Source organism: Flavobacterium panici (genome assembly GCF_903819335.1).
Lineage (GTDB): Bacteria > Bacteroidota > Bacteroidia > Flavobacteriales > Flavobacteriaceae > Flavobacterium > Flavobacterium panici.
This window is the reverse complement of the sequence record NZ_CAIJDE010000036.1, coordinates 95254-112190: the sequence shown is the minus strand read 5'-3', so window position 1 is coordinate 112190 and position 16937 is coordinate 95254. Positions and strand designations below refer to the sequence as shown.

Below are 16937 nucleotides of genomic sequence, written 5' to 3'. Positions count from 1 at the left end.
TATTGACACTACAAAATTGCGTTATACTTAAGAGAAGGATTTTGTCAATAAGCCCAATTATTTGGCGATTTAGTCCAAAAAAAAGCCCTAAATCTTTTCAGTTTAGGGCTTTTGTTATAAGCTATTTTGTTTGTTAAAAGGACAATAAAGAAATACCTGCATTTACATAACCTGCACTTGTATTATCACTTGTAAAAGAAGCATTGCTGTAATGTTCTCCATCTTTAAATAATCTGGAAGAGAAATAATTGTTGATACCGCCTCCCACGCTTAACATGATATTTTTGGCAAAAAGATATTCAAATGCTGCACCGCTTTTTAGCTCAATTGTATTGTAACTTACTTTACCATCGAGCAGATTATCTCGTCGGTTGTAAAAAGTACTGAACGAACTTTGGTTGGAACCGAGAATAACCCATGCATTTCTTGCCACTTCTTTTTTAAGATTAATTCCTGTTGGAATATCTACAATAAGTTCCAATCCTGACGAAAGGAATTTATGATAATAATTTATGATTGGTTCTACCGGAATTGGCGAAGAAGGATCGATCAGCACCAAAAGTCCAACAGAAAATGAAGAATTCTCTGTTTTCTTTATTGGTAAAGTAAAACTTCCATTAAAATTAAAACGTTTCACAGAATTTAGATTATCAGAAATACCTCTGGCAACCAATGAATATATAATGGGATGATTAAAAATACGGTCAGATCTGGAATAATTTACCGCAACATCTATCGTATTTCTATCTGATGTTAAAGGAATTAATTGAGAATCAGTAAAATTGGTTATATCTTTAAGTTCGATGGCGGTATAAGTATAAAATACCGTTGCCGAAAGAGAATTACCACTCCATTGAATTGCCGGAGAATTGAAAAAAGTAGTGATACGTTCGGTCTTTATTTTTCCATTTGCAAAATCTTGATCATCGAGTTTTGAATCAAAATCACTGTAACCAAAACTACTCGCCGAAACACCAAACTGTCTTAAAGCCGGATATCGAATTGCGAGTTCTCTTTTTCCTGCACTTGTGGTGTCTGCTGCAGGATGTACAGATGATATACTGACCATGTTTTGCGCTTGCAATGCGCACGAGAAAAGTAAGATATAAATGAAAAAGGCTTTTATTTTCATGGCTTTGTTATTTAAAATAGTATGTTTCCTGATTTAAAGTCCTGTTGTTTTATTGATAAACTTCTGTTTTCTAAACTGGAATATTGAACCGGCAATAAAGAGCAGTAATAAAACAAGAAGTGTGTTCCCAATTACAGGATCTTTAATATCCTTAGCCAGCGGATGTCCTAGCGGAACTCTGGTAAAAGTTTCATTAACAGTTGGAACAAGTGACAGAAAAAAACTAAAAGACAGCCAGAAATTTTCAAAATATCGAGCTCTTCCGCTGTTTTTTCTTTTTGAATTCAGGAAATAGGCTGCTAATACCAGAACGATAATAAAAATAGCAAAGACATGACCCGGATTAAATCCGCCATGTTTGGAGATTCCTAACGAGGTTAGTGAGGTTACGACTGTTCCGTAAAAATATATTTTACCGGATAATGTGTTCAAATTGATTTTACCATATTTGATAAAATCTATTACTGCTGCTACGATTGCGGCAACACCTATAATTGTGTGAAAAATTCCTAAGCTTGATAATCCCATTTTTTATGATTTAAATTTGTTTGAAAATACACAGCAAACTTCCGATAGATCAAGGAGAATGGTTTTGTCAATTAGTCCAACTATTTGGCAATTTGGTTCACAAAAAAAGCATCCTTCAAATAAATGAAAGATGCTTAAATAGTGTAAAAATGAGTTTTTACAATTACTCTTTGTTATTCAGTTTCTGGCGGTAATTTGTTGGGCTCACATTGTATTTACTGGTGAAACTTTTGGTGAAATTTGCCAGATCATTAAAACCGCAGTCAAAAGCTATTTCAGTAATACGCTGATCTGAAACTTGCAGTAATTCGGCAGCTTTTTCCAGTTTTTTAGCTTTGATATAATTAGCAGGTGTATCATGGAATATTTTTGCAAATTCTCGTTTGAATGATGAAACACTTAAATTGTTTTGCTGCGCCAGTTCTTCAATTGTTAATTGCGAAAATAAATTTGCTTCTATAATTTGTTTAAAAGTATAAGTTGTAGGAGAAAAAAGCTGTGATAATATCAGTTGTATGGATTCTGAATTTTGTGTTTGAGAAAGCAAAAGTATAATCTCCTTTACTTTCAACACCAAAATATCTTCGTTGATCAAAGAAGGATTTTCAAAATAAAACAATAATCCTTCAATGTACTTCTGAATTAGAAAATCGTTGTTTATTTTTTCACTTGATTTATTTGATATTACATTCTTAGGTTTTTGAAGCAATAACGGAAGTTCTCTGTCGTATATTTTTTTTAATATCTCCGGATAAAACGTAACAATTACAATTTCACAATTACTGTTTGATTTTGAATTGTGTATTTGTTTCCCGGAATTTATACAATTCAATAATAACGAATAATTTGTGGCAACGTGAATCTGTTCCTCATCGATTTGATATTCAACATCTCCATCTTTTACATATAAAAAACAAGCCTGTTCTGTAACCGGAAAATCAAAATTAAACGGCGGCGTTAATTCAATTTTTTGAATTAGTGTTTTGCCGTATAGATCGTGTTTTTTATAGTCGTTTATCATAACTTTTTATTTTCTTCTTTAAACTAATATTTAAATATCAGTTACAAACTCTTTTTGATTTGTATTATTATGATTGAATTAATTTTTCTAATTCTTCACGATGGTCTTCGCCCCACTGCGCTGTGTATTCAATTGCGGGTATGAGTGATTTCCCTAAAGAAGTCAGCTCATATTCGACCTTTAAAGGACGTTCTTCATATGTAATTTTGGTTAAAATACCATGATTAACAAGTTCGCTTAACTGGTTATCAAGAAGTCTTCTGGATGCTTTTGATATTTTGCGCTGGAGTTCTCCGGGACGTTTTATACCCGAATGAATACACCAGATTAAAGCGATTTTCCACTTGCCCTGAATTACCTCCATAAACAAATGCAGTCCGCAGTCTAAATTTACCGGAATCTTCTTTTTGTACATAATGAATCGAATTGGGCATCAAAGGTAAAATATAAAAATGATAAATCTTATACGGCTGAATTTAGCCGTACTTGACTGATCTAAAAGCAGTCTGTAATTTTACAAAAAATAAAAAAATCATGAAATATAAATTATTCGGCACAGGAACGGGATTATATTCCAGCGAAATTATATTGGGCGCAGCGAGTTTTGGAACACGTAAAGGACACGGAACAAATCCCGAAGAAGTTCATAAAATATTAACGGCTTATGTAGATGCGGGCGGGAATTTTATAGATACTTCTGACCGATACCAACTTGGAGAATCGGAAGAACTGATTGGGAAATTTATAGAACACCAGCGCAGCAATTTTATCATTTGTACAAAATACACACAAAGTAATGAAGCTGCGCCTAAAATCAGCAATTTTGGAAATCATCGCAAAGCAATGAAACAAGCTGTAGAATCTAGTCTGAAACGCTTAAAAACAGATTATATCGATATTTATATGCCGCATTTTGATGATGGCGTTACTCCGCTTGACGAAATTATTAGAGGTTTAGAAGATTTGGTAAAAAGCGGAAAAGTGCTTTATACTGGTTTAACTAATTTTCCTGCATGGAAGGTTTCTGCAATAGCTGCTTCAACCAAACTGACTGCTGTACAAATCGAATATAATCTATTACAGCGTACTGCAGATCGTGAATTTATACCAATGGCAGAGCAATTTGGCTTAGGAACTATGATGTATTCACCTTTAGCAGGCGGAACATTAACGGGAAAATACAGAAAAGGAGAAACAGGGCGAATAACTCTTGGCACTTCTGATTACCACGAAGATGAAAAATCAAAAGCAATACTGGATCAACTTTTTATTATTGCCGAAGAAATTGATTCGACACCCGGACAAGTGGCTTTTGCCTGGGTAAAATCTAAAAGCGCTTTTCCAATATTAGGCGCGCGTACCATTGAGCATTTTAATGATGGACTTAAAGCTTCTTCTATAGAATTAACAACCGAACATATTCAACAATTAGACAAACTGAGTGCTATTACTTTGGGATATCCGCATGATCTACTGGCAAGCGTGAGAAGTAAGAATTACTAATCTAAAAATTTGGCATAGAACTTATTCATTATAATTGAATTGTATAAATTTGTAAATGATTAAGATATATCTAAATAAAATATGAGTCAGTTTCTGGTAGCAGCGATTGGAGAAAATAAATGTACACTGGAATCTTATAATCGCAGGGATTTCTATAAAATTAGTCTGGTAACAACAGGCTGGCCGCCATGCCAATTGTATTACGGGAACCTTTCTCCTATAGAAGTAGACAAACCTGCGTTAGTACTGCTTAATCCGCTTGTACCTCATTCATGGGTGGTGCCAGAACGTGAAATCGAAACAGAAGGATATTTTTGTGTATTTGATGACAAGTTTATTAATTCCAGTGCACAGCTCAACGGATTAGCCAGCCAATTATTTAATGAACAGTCATCGCCTGTTTATTTTCCGGATAACGAGGAACTAGAATTTTTATCTGTTTTATTTAAGCGTATTCGAGCAGACTCTGATATTCAGTATGATGACAAAGACAATCTTTTCCGCAGTCATCTCAATTTAATATTTCATGAGGCTTTAAAAATGCGAAATACGAAGGACAGAGCTGATAAAGGCACTTCGAGAATTGTAGCTTCATTTTTTGGTTTACTCCGAAAACAATTTCCTGTTGATTTACCTCTACAGACTATTAAATTGAAAACTGCATCAGATTTTGCCAGTTGTCTTTCAGTACATGTTAACCATCTCAATACTGCGGTAAGAAAGGCTACCGGTAAATCGACAACGGCACATATCAACGAACTTTTATTTGCTGAAGCTAAGTCACTGCTAAGCTATACGAATTATAGTGTAGCCGAAATCACTTTTGGTCTTGGTTTTGAATATCAAAGTTACTTTACGAGGTTTTTTAAAAAATATGCAGGAACTACTCCTTCTGATTTTAGAAAAAAGATTTGAAAAGTATAAATAATGCTTTGAAAAGTCTTTACTAAAACTCAAGATACCTCAATAGCTTTGTATCTATAAAAAATCAAATTATGGACACATCTATTAAATCTACATTTTTGCTGGGCGGCGACCTGAATATTAATCGAATGGGATACGGAGCAATGCGTATTACCTCACCTGATTTATTTGGTATGCCGCAGGATCCACAAAATTCTATCAAAGTACTCCAACGTGCTGTAGAATTAGGAGTGAATTTTATTGATACTGCCGATCAATATGGCCCTTTCATTTCGGAAGAATTGATAACCGAGGCTTTGCACCCGTATCAACAAGACCTGATTATTGGAACTAAAGGCGGATTGGTTCGTTTTGGCCCGTGGGCAGATATAAATAACGACGCCAGCCCGCAGCATCTTCAGGATGCACTTGACGGAAGTCTGCGCAGATTGAAACTGGAACGTATTGATCTATACCAACTGCATAGAATCGATCCTAAAGTTCCTGCTCCAATAAGTTTTGAATTTCTGGCTAAAGCACAGGAACAGGGAAAAATCAGGCATATTGGTTTATCAGAAGTATCGGTTGATGAAATTAAAGAAGCACAAAAATATTTCAAAGTTGTTTCGGTACAAAATCGATACAGTGTATTAGAACGTCAGTGGGAACCTGTATTAGAATATTGTAAATCTCAGGGCATTGCTTTTATACCTTGGTTTCCTATTGGAGGCGGAATGACGCCTTTGACTGAGCAATTGCAAAAAATCGCCGATCGTAAAAATGTCACTATGCGACAGCTTGCACTAAGCTGGCTGCTTCATCACGCTGATAATATTCTGCTTATTCCTGGAACAGCCAATCTACATCATTTGGAAGAAAACATCAGGGCGAAAGAAATTTCACTTGATCAGAATGATATACTGGAATTGAACGCTTTAACGGATCAACAAAGCATTTAATTTTCTTTGATAAATAAAGTTTATACAATAAGGATGAGTTTTTATTCATCCTTATTATTTACTGTTTTATTCAGAATAAATACGAAAAAAACTCAAGTCTACTGACAAACAGCTGTCATAACATGAAATTACTTTTGTCTTATAACTTTAAAAAAATAAGATATGAATTTAGTATCAATTCGCATTATTACTGCCCGTTTAGAAGAACTAGTAAAATTTTATGAGCAGGTTACGGGGATAACCGCCGTACATTATACTCCAGATTTTGCCGAGGTTAAAACACCAACTACAACATTAGCTATTGGAAGTACCAAAACTTTAGTCTTTTTTGGCGGTGATGAGGTCGCAAAACCAGCTCAAAACAGCAGTGTGATTATAGAATTTAAATCAGAAGATGTAGAACAAGACTATATTAGATTAGAAAATTATCTTCAAAATAATATCGTTCAAAAGCCTACCACAATGCCGTGGGGAAATAAATCATTCTTATTTCGTGATCCAGATGGTAATCTTGTCAATTTATTTACACCGGTCACAGCAGAAGCTATTGCAAAATTTAATGCTCAAAATTAACTCTAACTATCGAAGAAATTCAGGTGAATTATAAATAGTATTTCATGAGTCAGATTTCAGTTGAAATCTGACTCATGATTATAATTGAATTTCCGCATATGAATTATTTTGTAGTTTTATAAAAATTTTGGGTGAATTATGCCGACTAAAAAAGAAACTATAGAAATACATAAAGATGAGCTAAGCGCTCCGGGTATTGATATTGCTTCCTTTGATAATCTTCAGGAATATTTGCACACTGCCCACAGAGACGATCATTATATGTTTGTTATCCTGCAAAATGGGAATTTTCATTGGGAACTTGATTTTAAAGAAATAACCCAGATTGGCCCCGCTGTTGGTTTCGTCGCGCCCGGACAAGTACATCGCTATCTTGAAGCAAAACAATGTAAAGGCTGGCTCGTATTTGTAGATAATGATTTCGTTCCGCTTCAATATCGAGACATTTTCATTACCTATTTAAATGCAAAACAATCTGCATCGGTAACGAGTGATGAAACGGTTTTTAAAATACTTCCGTTATTGGCTTCAATGCTTGAGCAGACACAACAGCCGTTGTTTGATTCTGTCATAAGATCAATGATAGAAACTCTTGCTGGTTTGGTAGCTTCAAAAATTTTAGATTCACAAGATTCAGTGATTCGTCCGGAAGGTCAAAAATATAATACTGTTGTAAGATTTAAACAGCTGATAGCTGAGCACAAAACAAAAGTAAAACAGGTTCAGGAATATGCATCACTTTTAAATATTTCACCGCTTTACCTTAACGAAATTGCCAAACAAATCACGGGCTTTCCGGCAAGTTACTGGATCAATCAGGAAATTTTACTGGAAGCTAAACGCATGCTCTATTACACCACACTTGATGTAAAACAAATAGCGTATGAATTAGGCTATGAAGATTATCAATACTTTTCACGCTTCTTTAAAAAGAATACTGCGATGACTGCTCTTGAATTTAGAAATTCAAAACCATTAATTGTCCAATAACAGCCATTAATTGGCTATCCCCTGCACCGCCCTTCCCTTCTACCTTTGCCGTTGTATAATTATAATAAATCTACAATGGTACAAACCAACAATTTTACTAAAATGATCCCACCAATAATTCTATCGGTGTTTGCTATTTACTTAACTATTGGCATGACTCTGGGTATACTGCCCGGTTTTATAAAAACAAATTTAAACCTCAGCAATTTTATTGTGGGCGCAGTTATCGGACTCCAGTCATTTGCGACTTTGTTTGCAAGGGCATATTCCGGAAAAATAACAGATACAAAAGGAGCTAAAAACAGTAATCATCTGGGAATACTGCTTATGATTATTTCAGGGATTATTTATATAACTGCTTCTTTATTTGCTGATAATGTCCTCGCTGCTATAATTTTATTGATAATAGCCCGAATCGTACACGGAACTTCTGAAAGTCTTGCTATAACTGGCGCTCTATCTTGGGGAATAGGTCTGGCAGGCATACAGCAATCGGGGAAAGTAATGACATGGAACGGAATTGCCATGTATGCAGGAATTGCAATTGGTGCTCCGGCGGCTTTATGGCTTAAAAGTGCTTATGGTATAACAACAGTATTTATTTTAATATGTTTACTTTCTGCTGCAAGCTGGCTTTTTACAATAAAACTGCCTTCTTTACCTGTCGATCTTTCTCTTATGAGATCTCCGTTTTATAAAGTTGTGGGGCTTATTTCACAGCAAGGACTGGCATTGGCATTTTCTGCTATTGGGTTTGCTTGTATATCGTCGTTTATTGCGTTGTTGTTTTTAGATAAAAACTGGGGAAATCCGTCATTGGCTTTCATGGCATTTGGATTCTTCTACATATTGACAAGAGTTCTTTTTTCTTCTTTCCCTGATAAATTTGGCGGTTATAAAGTGGCACTAGTATCTCTGGTTATCGAAATTACAGGTCAGCTTTTAATTGGATTTGCTCCTTCTAAACTGATTGCTTTGGCAGGCTGTAGTCTTACCGGAATAGGATTTTCATTGATATTTCCATCTCTGGGTGTTTTAGCAATTAAAAAAGTAGTGCCGCAAATGCGCGGAACTGCTTTAGGCGCTTACGCCGCTTTTTTTGATCTTTCGCTTGCCTTGGCCGGGCCGGCAGCGGGACTTATAGCAGGTTTCTATAATTATCAGTCTGTTTATTTCTTTGGAGGGATCAGCTCGCTTCTGGCAATAGCAACCTTATTTTATAAAAAACAGTAATGCGTTTTTCTGCATTAAAAATTAAAACCTCATTATAAAATGAGGTTTTTTATTTTATAGACTTTAAACTATCAATTCTAATTTTTCTACTAAATATTTTTAATATTATTTTAAGAAAATTTTAATCCTGCTATATGAATTTATACTTCTATTTATATATTTGTAATCAGTCTAAATAAGAATAAATTACAAAATCTCACATGAAAACAACATCTAAAACACTTAAAAATAATGTTTTAACTAAAGTGTTTCTAGCGTTTCTGATCGTCTTTTTTTGTTCAGAAACTGCCTTTTCCCAGTCAGCTTTGGGAACTATTTCAGGTAAAGCAATTCTGAAAGACGGAAATCCTTTACAAGGTGCTGCGGTAAAAATTTCAGAATTAAATAAAACTACAACAACAGATTCTGATGGTACTTATCTGCTAAAAAATATTCCTTTTGGAACGTATTTAGTTGAAATAAAACTAAACGGTTATGAGTCTGCTCCGGCTTCTGTTTTAGTCGATCAAAATAATGCAAATCCAACTCTTGATTTTGAACTTACTTATACTTCACAAAAATTAGAAGAAGTTATTGTAAGTTCTGGAGGAAACCGATTTGCAAGAAAAGAAAGTGAAGAAGTTTCTAAAATGAAACTTAAAAACATGGAAAATCCGCAGGTTTACAGCATTGTAAGTAAAGAACTTATGAAGGAACAAGTAATCACGGATTATAATAGTGCTTTTAAAAACATTCCGGGTGCAGGTATTTCTGAAGTTAGAAACCAGGGAAGATCAACTAATATTTCGAGAGGATTTGTAACACCACAACTAGTAAGAAACGGGGTTGGAAGTTTTACTTATAATTCAATTGATCCTTCTAACTTAGAGCGTATTGAAGTTATCAAAGGGCCATCGGCAACATTATTTGGAAGTACAATTTCATCTTTTGGAGGTTTGTTTAACAGGGTAACAAAAAAACCTTTTGATTTCTTTAAAGGTGAAGTATCGTATTCTGCAGGTGATTGGGATTTAAATCGTTTTACAGCCGATATCAATACCCCAATTAATGATGATAAAACAGCTCTTTTTAGAATTAATACAGCTTTACATAGTGAAAGAAGTTTTCAGGACGCAGGTTTTAATAAAAGCTTTTTTATTGCTCCAAGTTTTTCTTATCAGGTAAACGAAAGACTTACTTTACTTATTGATGCTGAGTTTAGTGCATCAAAAGGAGTTTCACCAATGAGATTAGCTCCTTTTACCGGAGCTGGTGCTACTGCACACAGCATTGAAGAAATGGAAATTCCTTATAAACTTTCATTTGCTAACAATACTGTAAATTACACCGCTCAGCAGTATAATATATTTGCGCAGTTAAAATATCAAATGTCAGATGAATGGACGTCACAAACAATTATTTCCCGTACAAGATCATCATCAGAAGGATATACTGTAGCATTGACAGCTATGAGTAATGAAACATTAAGACAACAAGTTACAAATCAGGATTATCCTTATTACGGTACAGATATTCAGCAAAACTTTAATGGTGATTTCAAAATTGGAAGCTTACGTAACAGAGTTGTAGCAGGTTTAGATTACTACAGCGTACGTGCAACGCGAAATGATGCAACGGTAAATATGCCGGCTATAAATTATAGAACACCGGGAGATGCTTATAATAACTTTACTATCGATAAAATAGAGCCTTTATTTGCAACAGCTACTTACACGAATTATACATCTAATGACGAAAGAACATACAGTGCATACGTATCTGATGTATTAAATATTACAGATCGATTAATTATAATGGCTGGTCTTAGAGCTGATCGTTATATTAATAAAGGATTGTATTATCCTGCTACAAATCTTACTACAGGAAATTATAATCAAACCGCATTTTCTCCTAGATTTGGAGCGGTTTATCAAATTGTTAAAGACAAAGTCTCTGTATTCTCTAATTACATGAACGGATTTAATAATGTGGGAGGTTCAGATTTTAATGGAGATGTTTTTAAACCAAACCACGCAAATCAGTTAGAAGGAGGAATTAAATTTGACTTTACTAAAATTAGTGCTACTTTGAGTTATTATAATATTGAAGTAACTAACGTAACGCGTAATGATCCGGATCATGCAAATTTTCAAATTCAGGATGGTACACAATTGAGTAAAGGTTTTGAAGCTGAACTTATTGCAAACCCAATTAAAGGTTTAAATATTGTAGCTGGTTATACGTATAACGACAGTAGATTATCGAAATCAAATCCAACTACTAACGGATTACGACCAACAACTGCAGGTTCTCCAACAACTGCCAATCTTTGGGCAAGTTACAGATTAACCCAAGGTGCAGCATCTGGTCTTGGATTTGGCGTGGGAGGAATTTACGGAAGCAAATATTTCCAGACTAATACAGTTGCTTTTAAATTCCAAATTCCTGAATATACGGTGTTAGATGCTTCTGTTTTCTATGACAGACCAAAATACAGATTAGGTTTAAAAGTGGATAACTTAACCAACGAGAAATACTGGTCATACCGTTTAGCTGCTCAAAATCCAACGAGAGTTACCGGAAATATTACCTTTAAATTCTAAGATTTTCAGTTCGTTATTTCGACTGATATTATTTACATTTGGGCTTTTATAATAAGTTATGACCAAAGGTTTTAAAAAGACAATAAGACAAATACATTTGTGGCTCGGTTTAGCATCGGGCCTCATTGTTTTTATAGTGAGCATTACTGGATTTCTTTATGTTTTTGAAGAAGAAATCCGTGATTTTTCAAACAAAGAATATCTGCATGTTCCGGTTCAGCAAAAATCATTTATAGGATTAAAAACTATAATTGAAAATTATGAAAAACTGGAATCTAAACAGAAAATTACAGCTTTAAAAGTAAACAGAGAAGAATCTAATGCTGCCATTGAGATTTCGACCAAAAAGAAAAAGACCTATTATTTTAATCCGTATGACGGAAGCTTAATCAACAAGCAAAGTTCTGATTGGTTAAATATTGTTCTTGAAATACACCGTACTTTATTACTGGGAGACGTTGGAGAATTTATTCAAGGCTGGTCAGTAGTGATTTTTATCATTATGCTGATTACCGGACTTATATTATGGTTTCCGAATCAAAAACGATTACTAAAGCAGTCTCTAAAAATAAAGTGGAGCGGTTCTTTTAAAAGAGTTAACTACGATCTTCATCAGGTTTTAGGGTTTTATGCTTCTATTGTTTTGCTTTTAATCGCTTTTTCTGGAACGTATTTTAAATTTGATACCGTTAAAAAATCGGTTAGTATAGTAACCGGAAGCAAACTTAGAAAAGGAGATGAAGTTATATCTAAAGAAAAAATTGATTCAACCACAATTCCGGTTCGATACAATAACATATACGAAAGTGCCAACTCGAAATATCCGGGAGCAACTTCTGTTTCATTTTCGATTAGAAAAACGGGAGAATTGAGAGTTAGAATGACATATCCGAATGATTGGGCAAGAAATCAAAACACGCTTTTCTTTGACGGAAAAACGGGGCAAATGCTTCGCACAAAGCTTTACAAAGACAACAATGCTGCCGATGTATATGAAGCCAGTAATCATGATTTGCACACAGGAGTTTTCTTTGGTCTTACAGGGAAAATAATCTGGTGTTTGGTAAGTTTGACTGGAGCTTCGCTTCCTATAACCGGATTTATTATTTGGTGGAAAAAAGGAAAGAAAAAAACTAAAAAGATTAAAGCTTAAAAACCTTCAGCCAATAGAAATAAAAAAAGCCTTTAAACAGAAACGTTTAAAGGCTTTTTTACTTTTAATATCTTCAACTTATTTTATAAACTGAATAATAAATCCTCCTTTTGGAGCTAAATTATACTGCCATTTTGAAGTTATAGGATAATTTGAAATCTTAAATTCCATTAACGGATCCGCACCTTCAGAAATAACCCTGAATTTTGAAAAACCCTTACCATATTTCGCCAAATCAATTGAAATTGGTGATACTGAATTAGTACCATTTATTCCAATAATATAAGACAGATTATCTTTTTTGCGAGATAAAACAATTTCTTTTCCCGGTTCTGCAATTACATATTCTGTTTTATCCCAAGTCGCCGGCATCTCTTTAAATAAATCTTTAAGTTCATTCGGAAGCGAATTAAAAACTTCTTCTGAATCGGCAAAATGAATAATTCCAGATGTATAAATCATAGCCATTGCCAATTCATGAACTGCTGTATTTAAACGCGTATATTTTCTGAATGTCAAAGCAAACGGAGTATAATCTGCAGGTCCTGCAACGTTTCTTGTAAAAGGCAAAACTGTATTTTGCTGTGCTGCCATTTCAGGAAATCTTGGTTCGTAAAAATAACTTTCTGTCCCTAAAATAGCTTCTGCCGTTACAAAGTTGGGCCATGTTCTGTGCCATCCTCTTGGAACTGTTGTTCCGTGCAGGTTCACCAGCAAATGTTCTTTGGCAGCATCTTCAAAAACCGATTGAAGCGTACTCATTACTTCTTGGCGATCTGAGCACCAAAAATCTATTTTAACGCCTTTTACACCCATATCAGCCAATTCCTTAAATCTTTTTTTCCTTTTTTCCGGATTAAAATATTCTGCCGAATATCCCCAAACTAATGGCTGAACTCCTTTTGACAAAGCATGATCAATAATTTTCCCTTCTTTATTGGCTTTTTCCCAACCCGCATCAAAAAGTGTATATCTAAAACCAAAGGAAGCCGAAACATCAGTAAACTTTTTATACATTTCTGGTGTAAAATCATCAGGATGCGACCACCATGACCAAGCTGCTTTTCCCGGTACAATCCATGAAGTATCTTCGACTTTAGAGGCCGGAGCCAAATCCGTAATCAAAGTTGACAATAATATATCTCCCGCTTTATCGCCAATCAAAATAACTCTCCAAGGCATTGTCCACGGTAAATTTGATTCAGGATAAGCATTTGTGTCCGGTAAAGGCAAAGTGAATTTTTCGTCTTTTTCAGCAAAAGCAATTTTATACATTCCGCCATTAGAATCCGGTTGCAAGTGACAACCCGGAAATACGCCTTCTGCTCCCGATTCTGCAATTAAAACCCAATTTTTAGTATCGTTTACATTAAAAAGCGCCGGCATACACCAACCAACCGAAACATTTCGTGCACCGCTTATTGGATCTCCCGATTTTACATTCACATAAAAATCTTCATAACCCGGAGTATAATCTCCCGCTTTGTTATACGGCTGAAGCCAGCCTTTTGCATTTTGATCGATATGAAATCCTGTAATTTCATTTTTAACCACTCTGGTTTTCTCTTCTTTCTCAGCAAACTTATATCTAAAAGCAACTCCTTCTTCTCCCGCAATTAAATCGATCGTGATTAAAGCGCCCTGCTTGTTCTTAAATGTTATGCTTTTAGTTTTAAAAAAATGATCGGCAACTTTATTATTGGCTACTTTAAGTTCGTATTTTTCACGTTTTTCTTCGATAGGCGAAACGTTCACAACCGACAAACCAGAAGTAAAATCATTATTTTCAAGATTCAACCCCAGCGGCGAATCCAGAATTATCGTTTTATCCCTGCGCGTAACTTTATACGACAACTTTCCATCTTCGGTTAAAGACAAAGTAATTTTATTTAAATTATCCTTAGACTTCAGGTAAAGATCTTTGTTTTGGGCTTTACCGCTTGTCAGCACAAAAAATACGGCGGGTATCAGTAAGCTCAAAGTTCGATGAATAAACATTTTTCTCATTATATAATTTTTAAAGGTGATAGTTCAATTTTGTTGTTTTAAAAGATAGAGTTCGCAAAGATTGTAAAGTTTTTTTGCCACGAATTCCACGAATTAGCACGAATTATAATTAGTGGAAATTTGTGTAATTCGTGGCAAAAAAAAATCCATTTTAATCCCCATAATCTGTGGCATAAATATTTTTAATTTTCAAGAGTCACAACATCAAAAGCATAAGTAATCGTTTCATTATAAACCTGCTCTGCTTTGAATATTGTATTAGGAAAATTTGCATGATTAGGACTATCCGGATAATACTGGCATTCTAAACAAAGTCCGTCAAAAGGTTCATAAAACTTAGAATGTTCCCCAATTTCGGCGCTGTTTAAATAATCTCCCGTATACAATTGCACGCCCGGATAAGAGGTAAACACATGCATTATTCTTCCTGATATTTCTTCGAATAATTCACATACAGAATCTTCATCAACATTATTTCTATTAAAAATATAATAGGTATTCAGTCCGCCGTCTTTCATAACGTCCCCTAATTTATAATGATAAAAAGAACAGTTTTCTGCAGGTATAATTCTTCCTGTCGGAATATAATCTTCTGTACTTTCAACTATTTTGTCAGCCTGAATATTCAGATAATGATGATGTATTTTTTCGGTACAAGCCGATAAATTAAAATACGAATGATTTGTAAAGTTTATTGGAGTTGGTTCATCGGCTACAGCCAAAAATTCAATTTTCAGCTCATTTTTATCCGTCCATTTATAAATAACTTTTGTTTTTAAATTTCCGGGGAAACCGCCGTCACCGTTTTCATTTTCCAAAGTAAAAATTACAGCATCCTCTTTTATACTAAAATCAAAAACTTTGCTGTTAAATCCTGCCGAACCGCTGTGGTTATTGTTCTTGCCATCATTTTTATCTAAATAATAGGTTTTATCATCAATAGAAAATTCGGCATTATTGATTCTATTGGCAAAACGACCAACAGTTGCTCCTATATAAGATTTATCTTTTATGTATCCTTCTAAAGTTGGAAATCCTAAAACTACATTTTCTTTATTTCCGTTCTTGTCCGGCACTACTATGGATTTTACTATGGCTCCATAATTAAGCAGTTCTACATAATTTCCGTGAACATTTGTAAGTGTAAATTTAAAAATTTCTTTTTCTGCATACCAGCCAAAAGGCTCGTATACAATTGTATTTAAAGGATTCATATTGTTTTAAAAAAAGATTGAAAACACTAAGGTTATAATAGTGTTTCAAATGTACTTTTGATTATTCGTCTCAAAATGGACATTTTTTTTAAAAGCATGGATTAAATTACGATATTTGGAAAAGACAATCCGAAAAATGAAAAATTCATCCCAAAAAGAAAAAACAAAAGTTAAAGAAGGTTTCTTAGGGCAGCGCATGATAGTGATTCCTAAAAACATTCTTTCAAACATCAAAAAGAATCCTCTTATTGCGAGTTTGTATTTTACAGATATTGGAGTTTTTCCCAATGCAAGTCATCATTCCATGAAACGAAAACACGGAAGTAAGCAATACATCCTGATATATTGTTATAAAGGTGAAGGCATTATTAGCAAAGAAAACAAAACCATAACGCTCAAAGCGAATACCTTTTATATTATACCTCCCGAAGTTGCGCACGATTATTATGCTTTAAAACAAAACCCGTGGAGTATTTTCTGGATTCATTTTACGGGACCGCAGGCACCTCATTTTTATGACAAATTCATAACGGAGTTTCCGGATTCAGCACCGCAGCTTTCGCTCGAAGAAAGACGAATTGAACTTTTTGAAAACATACTCGATGTCATGGAAGACGGTTACAGTGCGAGTAATCTCGAATTTGCCAATCTTTCATTATGGCAATTGCTGAATGCTTTTTTATATGAGAAATTTTTCATTCAAAAGAACCGAAAATTTTCAGAGGATAATACTATTGAATCCGCAATTGACTACATGAAAAAACATCTGGATCTTTCGTTAAAAATCAATGATGTTGCTGCTTATTTTAATTATTCGTCATCCCATTTTTTTACCTTATTCAAGAAGCAGACAGGATATTCTCCCATACATTATTTCAACTATTTAAAAATGCAAAAAGCCTGTCAGTATCTCAGTTTTACTACTATGAGCATAAAAGAAATCAGTTTTAATCTGGGCTTTAATGATCCGTTGTATTTCTCCCGTTTGTTTAAAAAAATAATGAGCACTTCGCCTATACAATATCGCACAGAATACAAACAGTAACGCAATGGTTTTCGTATTTTAATACAGCGCATCAAAAAATCAGATTATAATCCATCTATTCAAAAAAAATATCCATAAATCAAAGGTTTCTATT

The 16937-nt window shown here is 34.3% G+C and carries 15 protein-coding genes; 9 read left to right on the top strand and 6 right to left on the bottom strand.

Annotation, left to right across the window (positions count from 1 at the left end; translation table 11 throughout):
- Positions 1–133: 133 nt before the first annotated feature.
- From FLAPXU55_RS08990 to FLAPXU55_RS08975, 4 genes are all read right to left on the bottom strand, one after another.
- The gene (locus tag FLAPXU55_RS08990; protein ID WP_180857392.1) at positions 134–1132 is read right to left on the bottom strand and encodes a hypothetical protein; all 999 of its coding nucleotides are present in this window, start codon (positions 1130–1132) and stop codon (positions 134–136) included.
- 33 nt (positions 1133–1165) lie between these two features.
- Positions 1166–1660: a hypothetical protein gene (locus tag FLAPXU55_RS08985; RefSeq protein WP_180857391.1), complete on the bottom strand. Its 495-nt coding sequence runs from the start codon at positions 1658–1660 to the stop codon at positions 1166–1168.
- A gap of 163 nt (positions 1661–1823) precedes the next feature.
- Positions 1824–2681, bottom strand: coding sequence for an AraC family transcriptional regulator (locus FLAPXU55_RS08980; RefSeq protein WP_180857390.1), 858 nt, complete (start codon positions 2679–2681; stop codon positions 1824–1826).
- A gap of 67 nt (positions 2682–2748) precedes the next feature.
- Positions 2749–3096 carry a winged helix-turn-helix transcriptional regulator gene (locus FLAPXU55_RS08975; protein ID WP_053472823.1) on the bottom strand — a complete coding sequence of 116 codons (348 nt, stop codon included), beginning with the start codon at positions 3094–3096 and terminating at the stop codon, positions 2749–2751.
- Positions 3097–3215: 119 nt separating this feature from the next.
- Here FLAPXU55_RS08975 and FLAPXU55_RS08970 point away from each other — a divergent pair, with 119 nt between their 5' ends.
- The 8 genes from FLAPXU55_RS08970 (at position 3216) to FLAPXU55_RS08935 (ending at position 12577) form a co-directional block, all read left to right on the top strand.
- Positions 3216–4184, top strand: coding sequence for an aldo/keto reductase (locus tag FLAPXU55_RS08970; protein ID WP_180857389.1), 969 nt, complete (start codon positions 3216–3218; stop codon positions 4182–4184).
- Positions 4185–4265: 81 nt separating this feature from the next.
- On the top strand, positions 4266–5099 hold the full coding sequence (locus tag FLAPXU55_RS08965; protein ID WP_053472825.1) for a helix-turn-helix domain-containing protein: 834 nt from the start codon (positions 4266–4268) through the stop codon (positions 5097–5099).
- 80 nt (positions 5100–5179) lie between these two features.
- Positions 5180–6046, top strand: coding sequence for an aldo/keto reductase (locus FLAPXU55_RS08960; protein ID WP_180857388.1), 867 nt, complete (start codon positions 5180–5182; stop codon positions 6044–6046).
- Between the two features lie 162 nt (positions 6047–6208).
- Positions 6209–6619 (top strand): VOC family protein, encoded by a 411-nt coding sequence (locus tag FLAPXU55_RS08955; protein ID WP_180857387.1) that lies wholly within the window; start codon positions 6209–6211, stop codon positions 6617–6619.
- A 138-nt stretch (positions 6620–6757) separates the two neighbouring features.
- A complete protein-coding gene (locus FLAPXU55_RS08950; RefSeq protein WP_180857386.1) occupies positions 6758–7609 on the top strand; it encodes a helix-turn-helix domain-containing protein in 852 nt (283 codons plus the stop codon).
- Positions 7610–7684: 75 nt separating this feature from the next.
- Complete coding sequence (locus tag FLAPXU55_RS08945; RefSeq protein WP_180857385.1) at positions 7685–8842, top strand: MFS transporter; 1158 nt, start codon at positions 7685–7687, stop codon at positions 8840–8842.
- A 200-nt stretch (positions 8843–9042) separates the two neighbouring features.
- Positions 9043–11424 carry a TonB-dependent receptor gene (locus FLAPXU55_RS08940; protein WP_180857384.1) on the top strand — a complete coding sequence of 794 codons (2382 nt, stop codon included), beginning with the start codon at positions 9043–9045 and terminating at the stop codon, positions 11422–11424.
- Positions 11425–11560: 136 nt separating this feature from the next.
- On the top strand, positions 11561–12577 hold the full coding sequence (locus tag FLAPXU55_RS08935; protein WP_235992012.1) for a PepSY-associated TM helix domain-containing protein: 1017 nt from the start codon (positions 11561–11563) through the stop codon (positions 12575–12577).
- A gap of 78 nt (positions 12578–12655) precedes the next feature.
- On the opposite strand, the gene FLAPXU55_RS08930 is transcribed toward FLAPXU55_RS08935, so the two are convergent.
- Entirely contained in the window at positions 12656–14584 is a 1929-nt protein-coding gene (locus FLAPXU55_RS08930; RefSeq protein WP_180857383.1) for a glycoside hydrolase family 97 protein, read from the bottom strand.
- A gap of 182 nt (positions 14585–14766) precedes the next feature.
- On the bottom strand, positions 14767–15798 hold the full coding sequence (locus tag FLAPXU55_RS08925) for an aldose epimerase family protein (protein ID WP_180857382.1): 1032 nt from the start codon (positions 15796–15798) through the stop codon (positions 14767–14769).
- A gap of 136 nt (positions 15799–15934) precedes the next feature.
- Here FLAPXU55_RS08925 and FLAPXU55_RS08920 point away from each other — a divergent pair, with 136 nt between their 5' ends.
- A complete protein-coding gene (locus FLAPXU55_RS08920; RefSeq protein ID WP_180857381.1) occupies positions 15935–16843 on the top strand; it encodes an AraC family transcriptional regulator in 909 nt (302 codons plus the stop codon).
- Positions 16844–16937 lie beyond the last annotated feature (94 nt).

What these genes read in the sequence shown, in the direction of transcription:
- FLAPXU55_RS08955 (WP_180857387.1), top strand. Translation starts at nt 6,209, where the DNA reads ATGAATTTAGTATCAATTCGCATTATTACTGCCCGTTTAGAAGAACTA.
- FLAPXU55_RS08960 (WP_180857388.1), top strand. Translation starts at nt 5,180, where the DNA reads ATGGACACATCTATTAAATCTACATTTTTGCTGGGCGGCGACCTGAAT.
- FLAPXU55_RS08925 (WP_180857382.1), bottom strand. Translation starts at nt 15,798, where the DNA reads ATGAATCCTTTAAATACAATTGTATACGAGCCTTTTGGCTGGTATGCA.
- FLAPXU55_RS08965 (WP_053472825.1), top strand. Translation starts at nt 4,266, where the DNA reads ATGAGTCAGTTTCTGGTAGCAGCGATTGGAGAAAATAAATGTACACTG.
- FLAPXU55_RS08945 (WP_180857385.1), top strand. Translation starts at nt 7,685, where the DNA reads ATGGTACAAACCAACAATTTTACTAAAATGATCCCACCAATAATTCTA.
- FLAPXU55_RS08975 (WP_053472823.1), bottom strand. Translation starts at nt 3,096, where the DNA reads ATGTACAAAAAGAAGATTCCGGTAAATTTAGACTGCGGACTGCATTTG.
- FLAPXU55_RS08970 (WP_180857389.1), top strand. Translation starts at nt 3,216, where the DNA reads ATGAAATATAAATTATTCGGCACAGGAACGGGATTATATTCCAGCGAA.
- FLAPXU55_RS08990 (WP_180857392.1), bottom strand. Translation starts at nt 1,132, where the DNA reads ATGAAAATAAAAGCCTTTTTCATTTATATCTTACTTTTCTCGTGCGCA.
- FLAPXU55_RS08920 (WP_180857381.1), top strand. Translation starts at nt 15,935, where the DNA reads ATGAAAAATTCATCCCAAAAAGAAAAAACAAAAGTTAAAGAAGGTTTC.
- FLAPXU55_RS08950 (WP_180857386.1), top strand. Translation starts at nt 6,758, where the DNA reads ATGCCGACTAAAAAAGAAACTATAGAAATACATAAAGATGAGCTAAGC.
- FLAPXU55_RS08940 (WP_180857384.1), top strand. Translation starts at nt 9,043, where the DNA reads ATGAAAACAACATCTAAAACACTTAAAAATAATGTTTTAACTAAAGTG.
- FLAPXU55_RS08980 (WP_180857390.1), bottom strand. Translation starts at nt 2,681, where the DNA reads ATGATAAACGACTATAAAAAACACGATCTATACGGCAAAACACTAATT.
- FLAPXU55_RS08985 (WP_180857391.1), bottom strand. Translation starts at nt 1,660, where the DNA reads ATGGGATTATCAAGCTTAGGAATTTTTCACACAATTATAGGTGTTGCC.
- FLAPXU55_RS08930 (WP_180857383.1), bottom strand. Translation starts at nt 14,584, where the DNA reads ATGAGAAAAATGTTTATTCATCGAACTTTGAGCTTACTGATACCCGCC.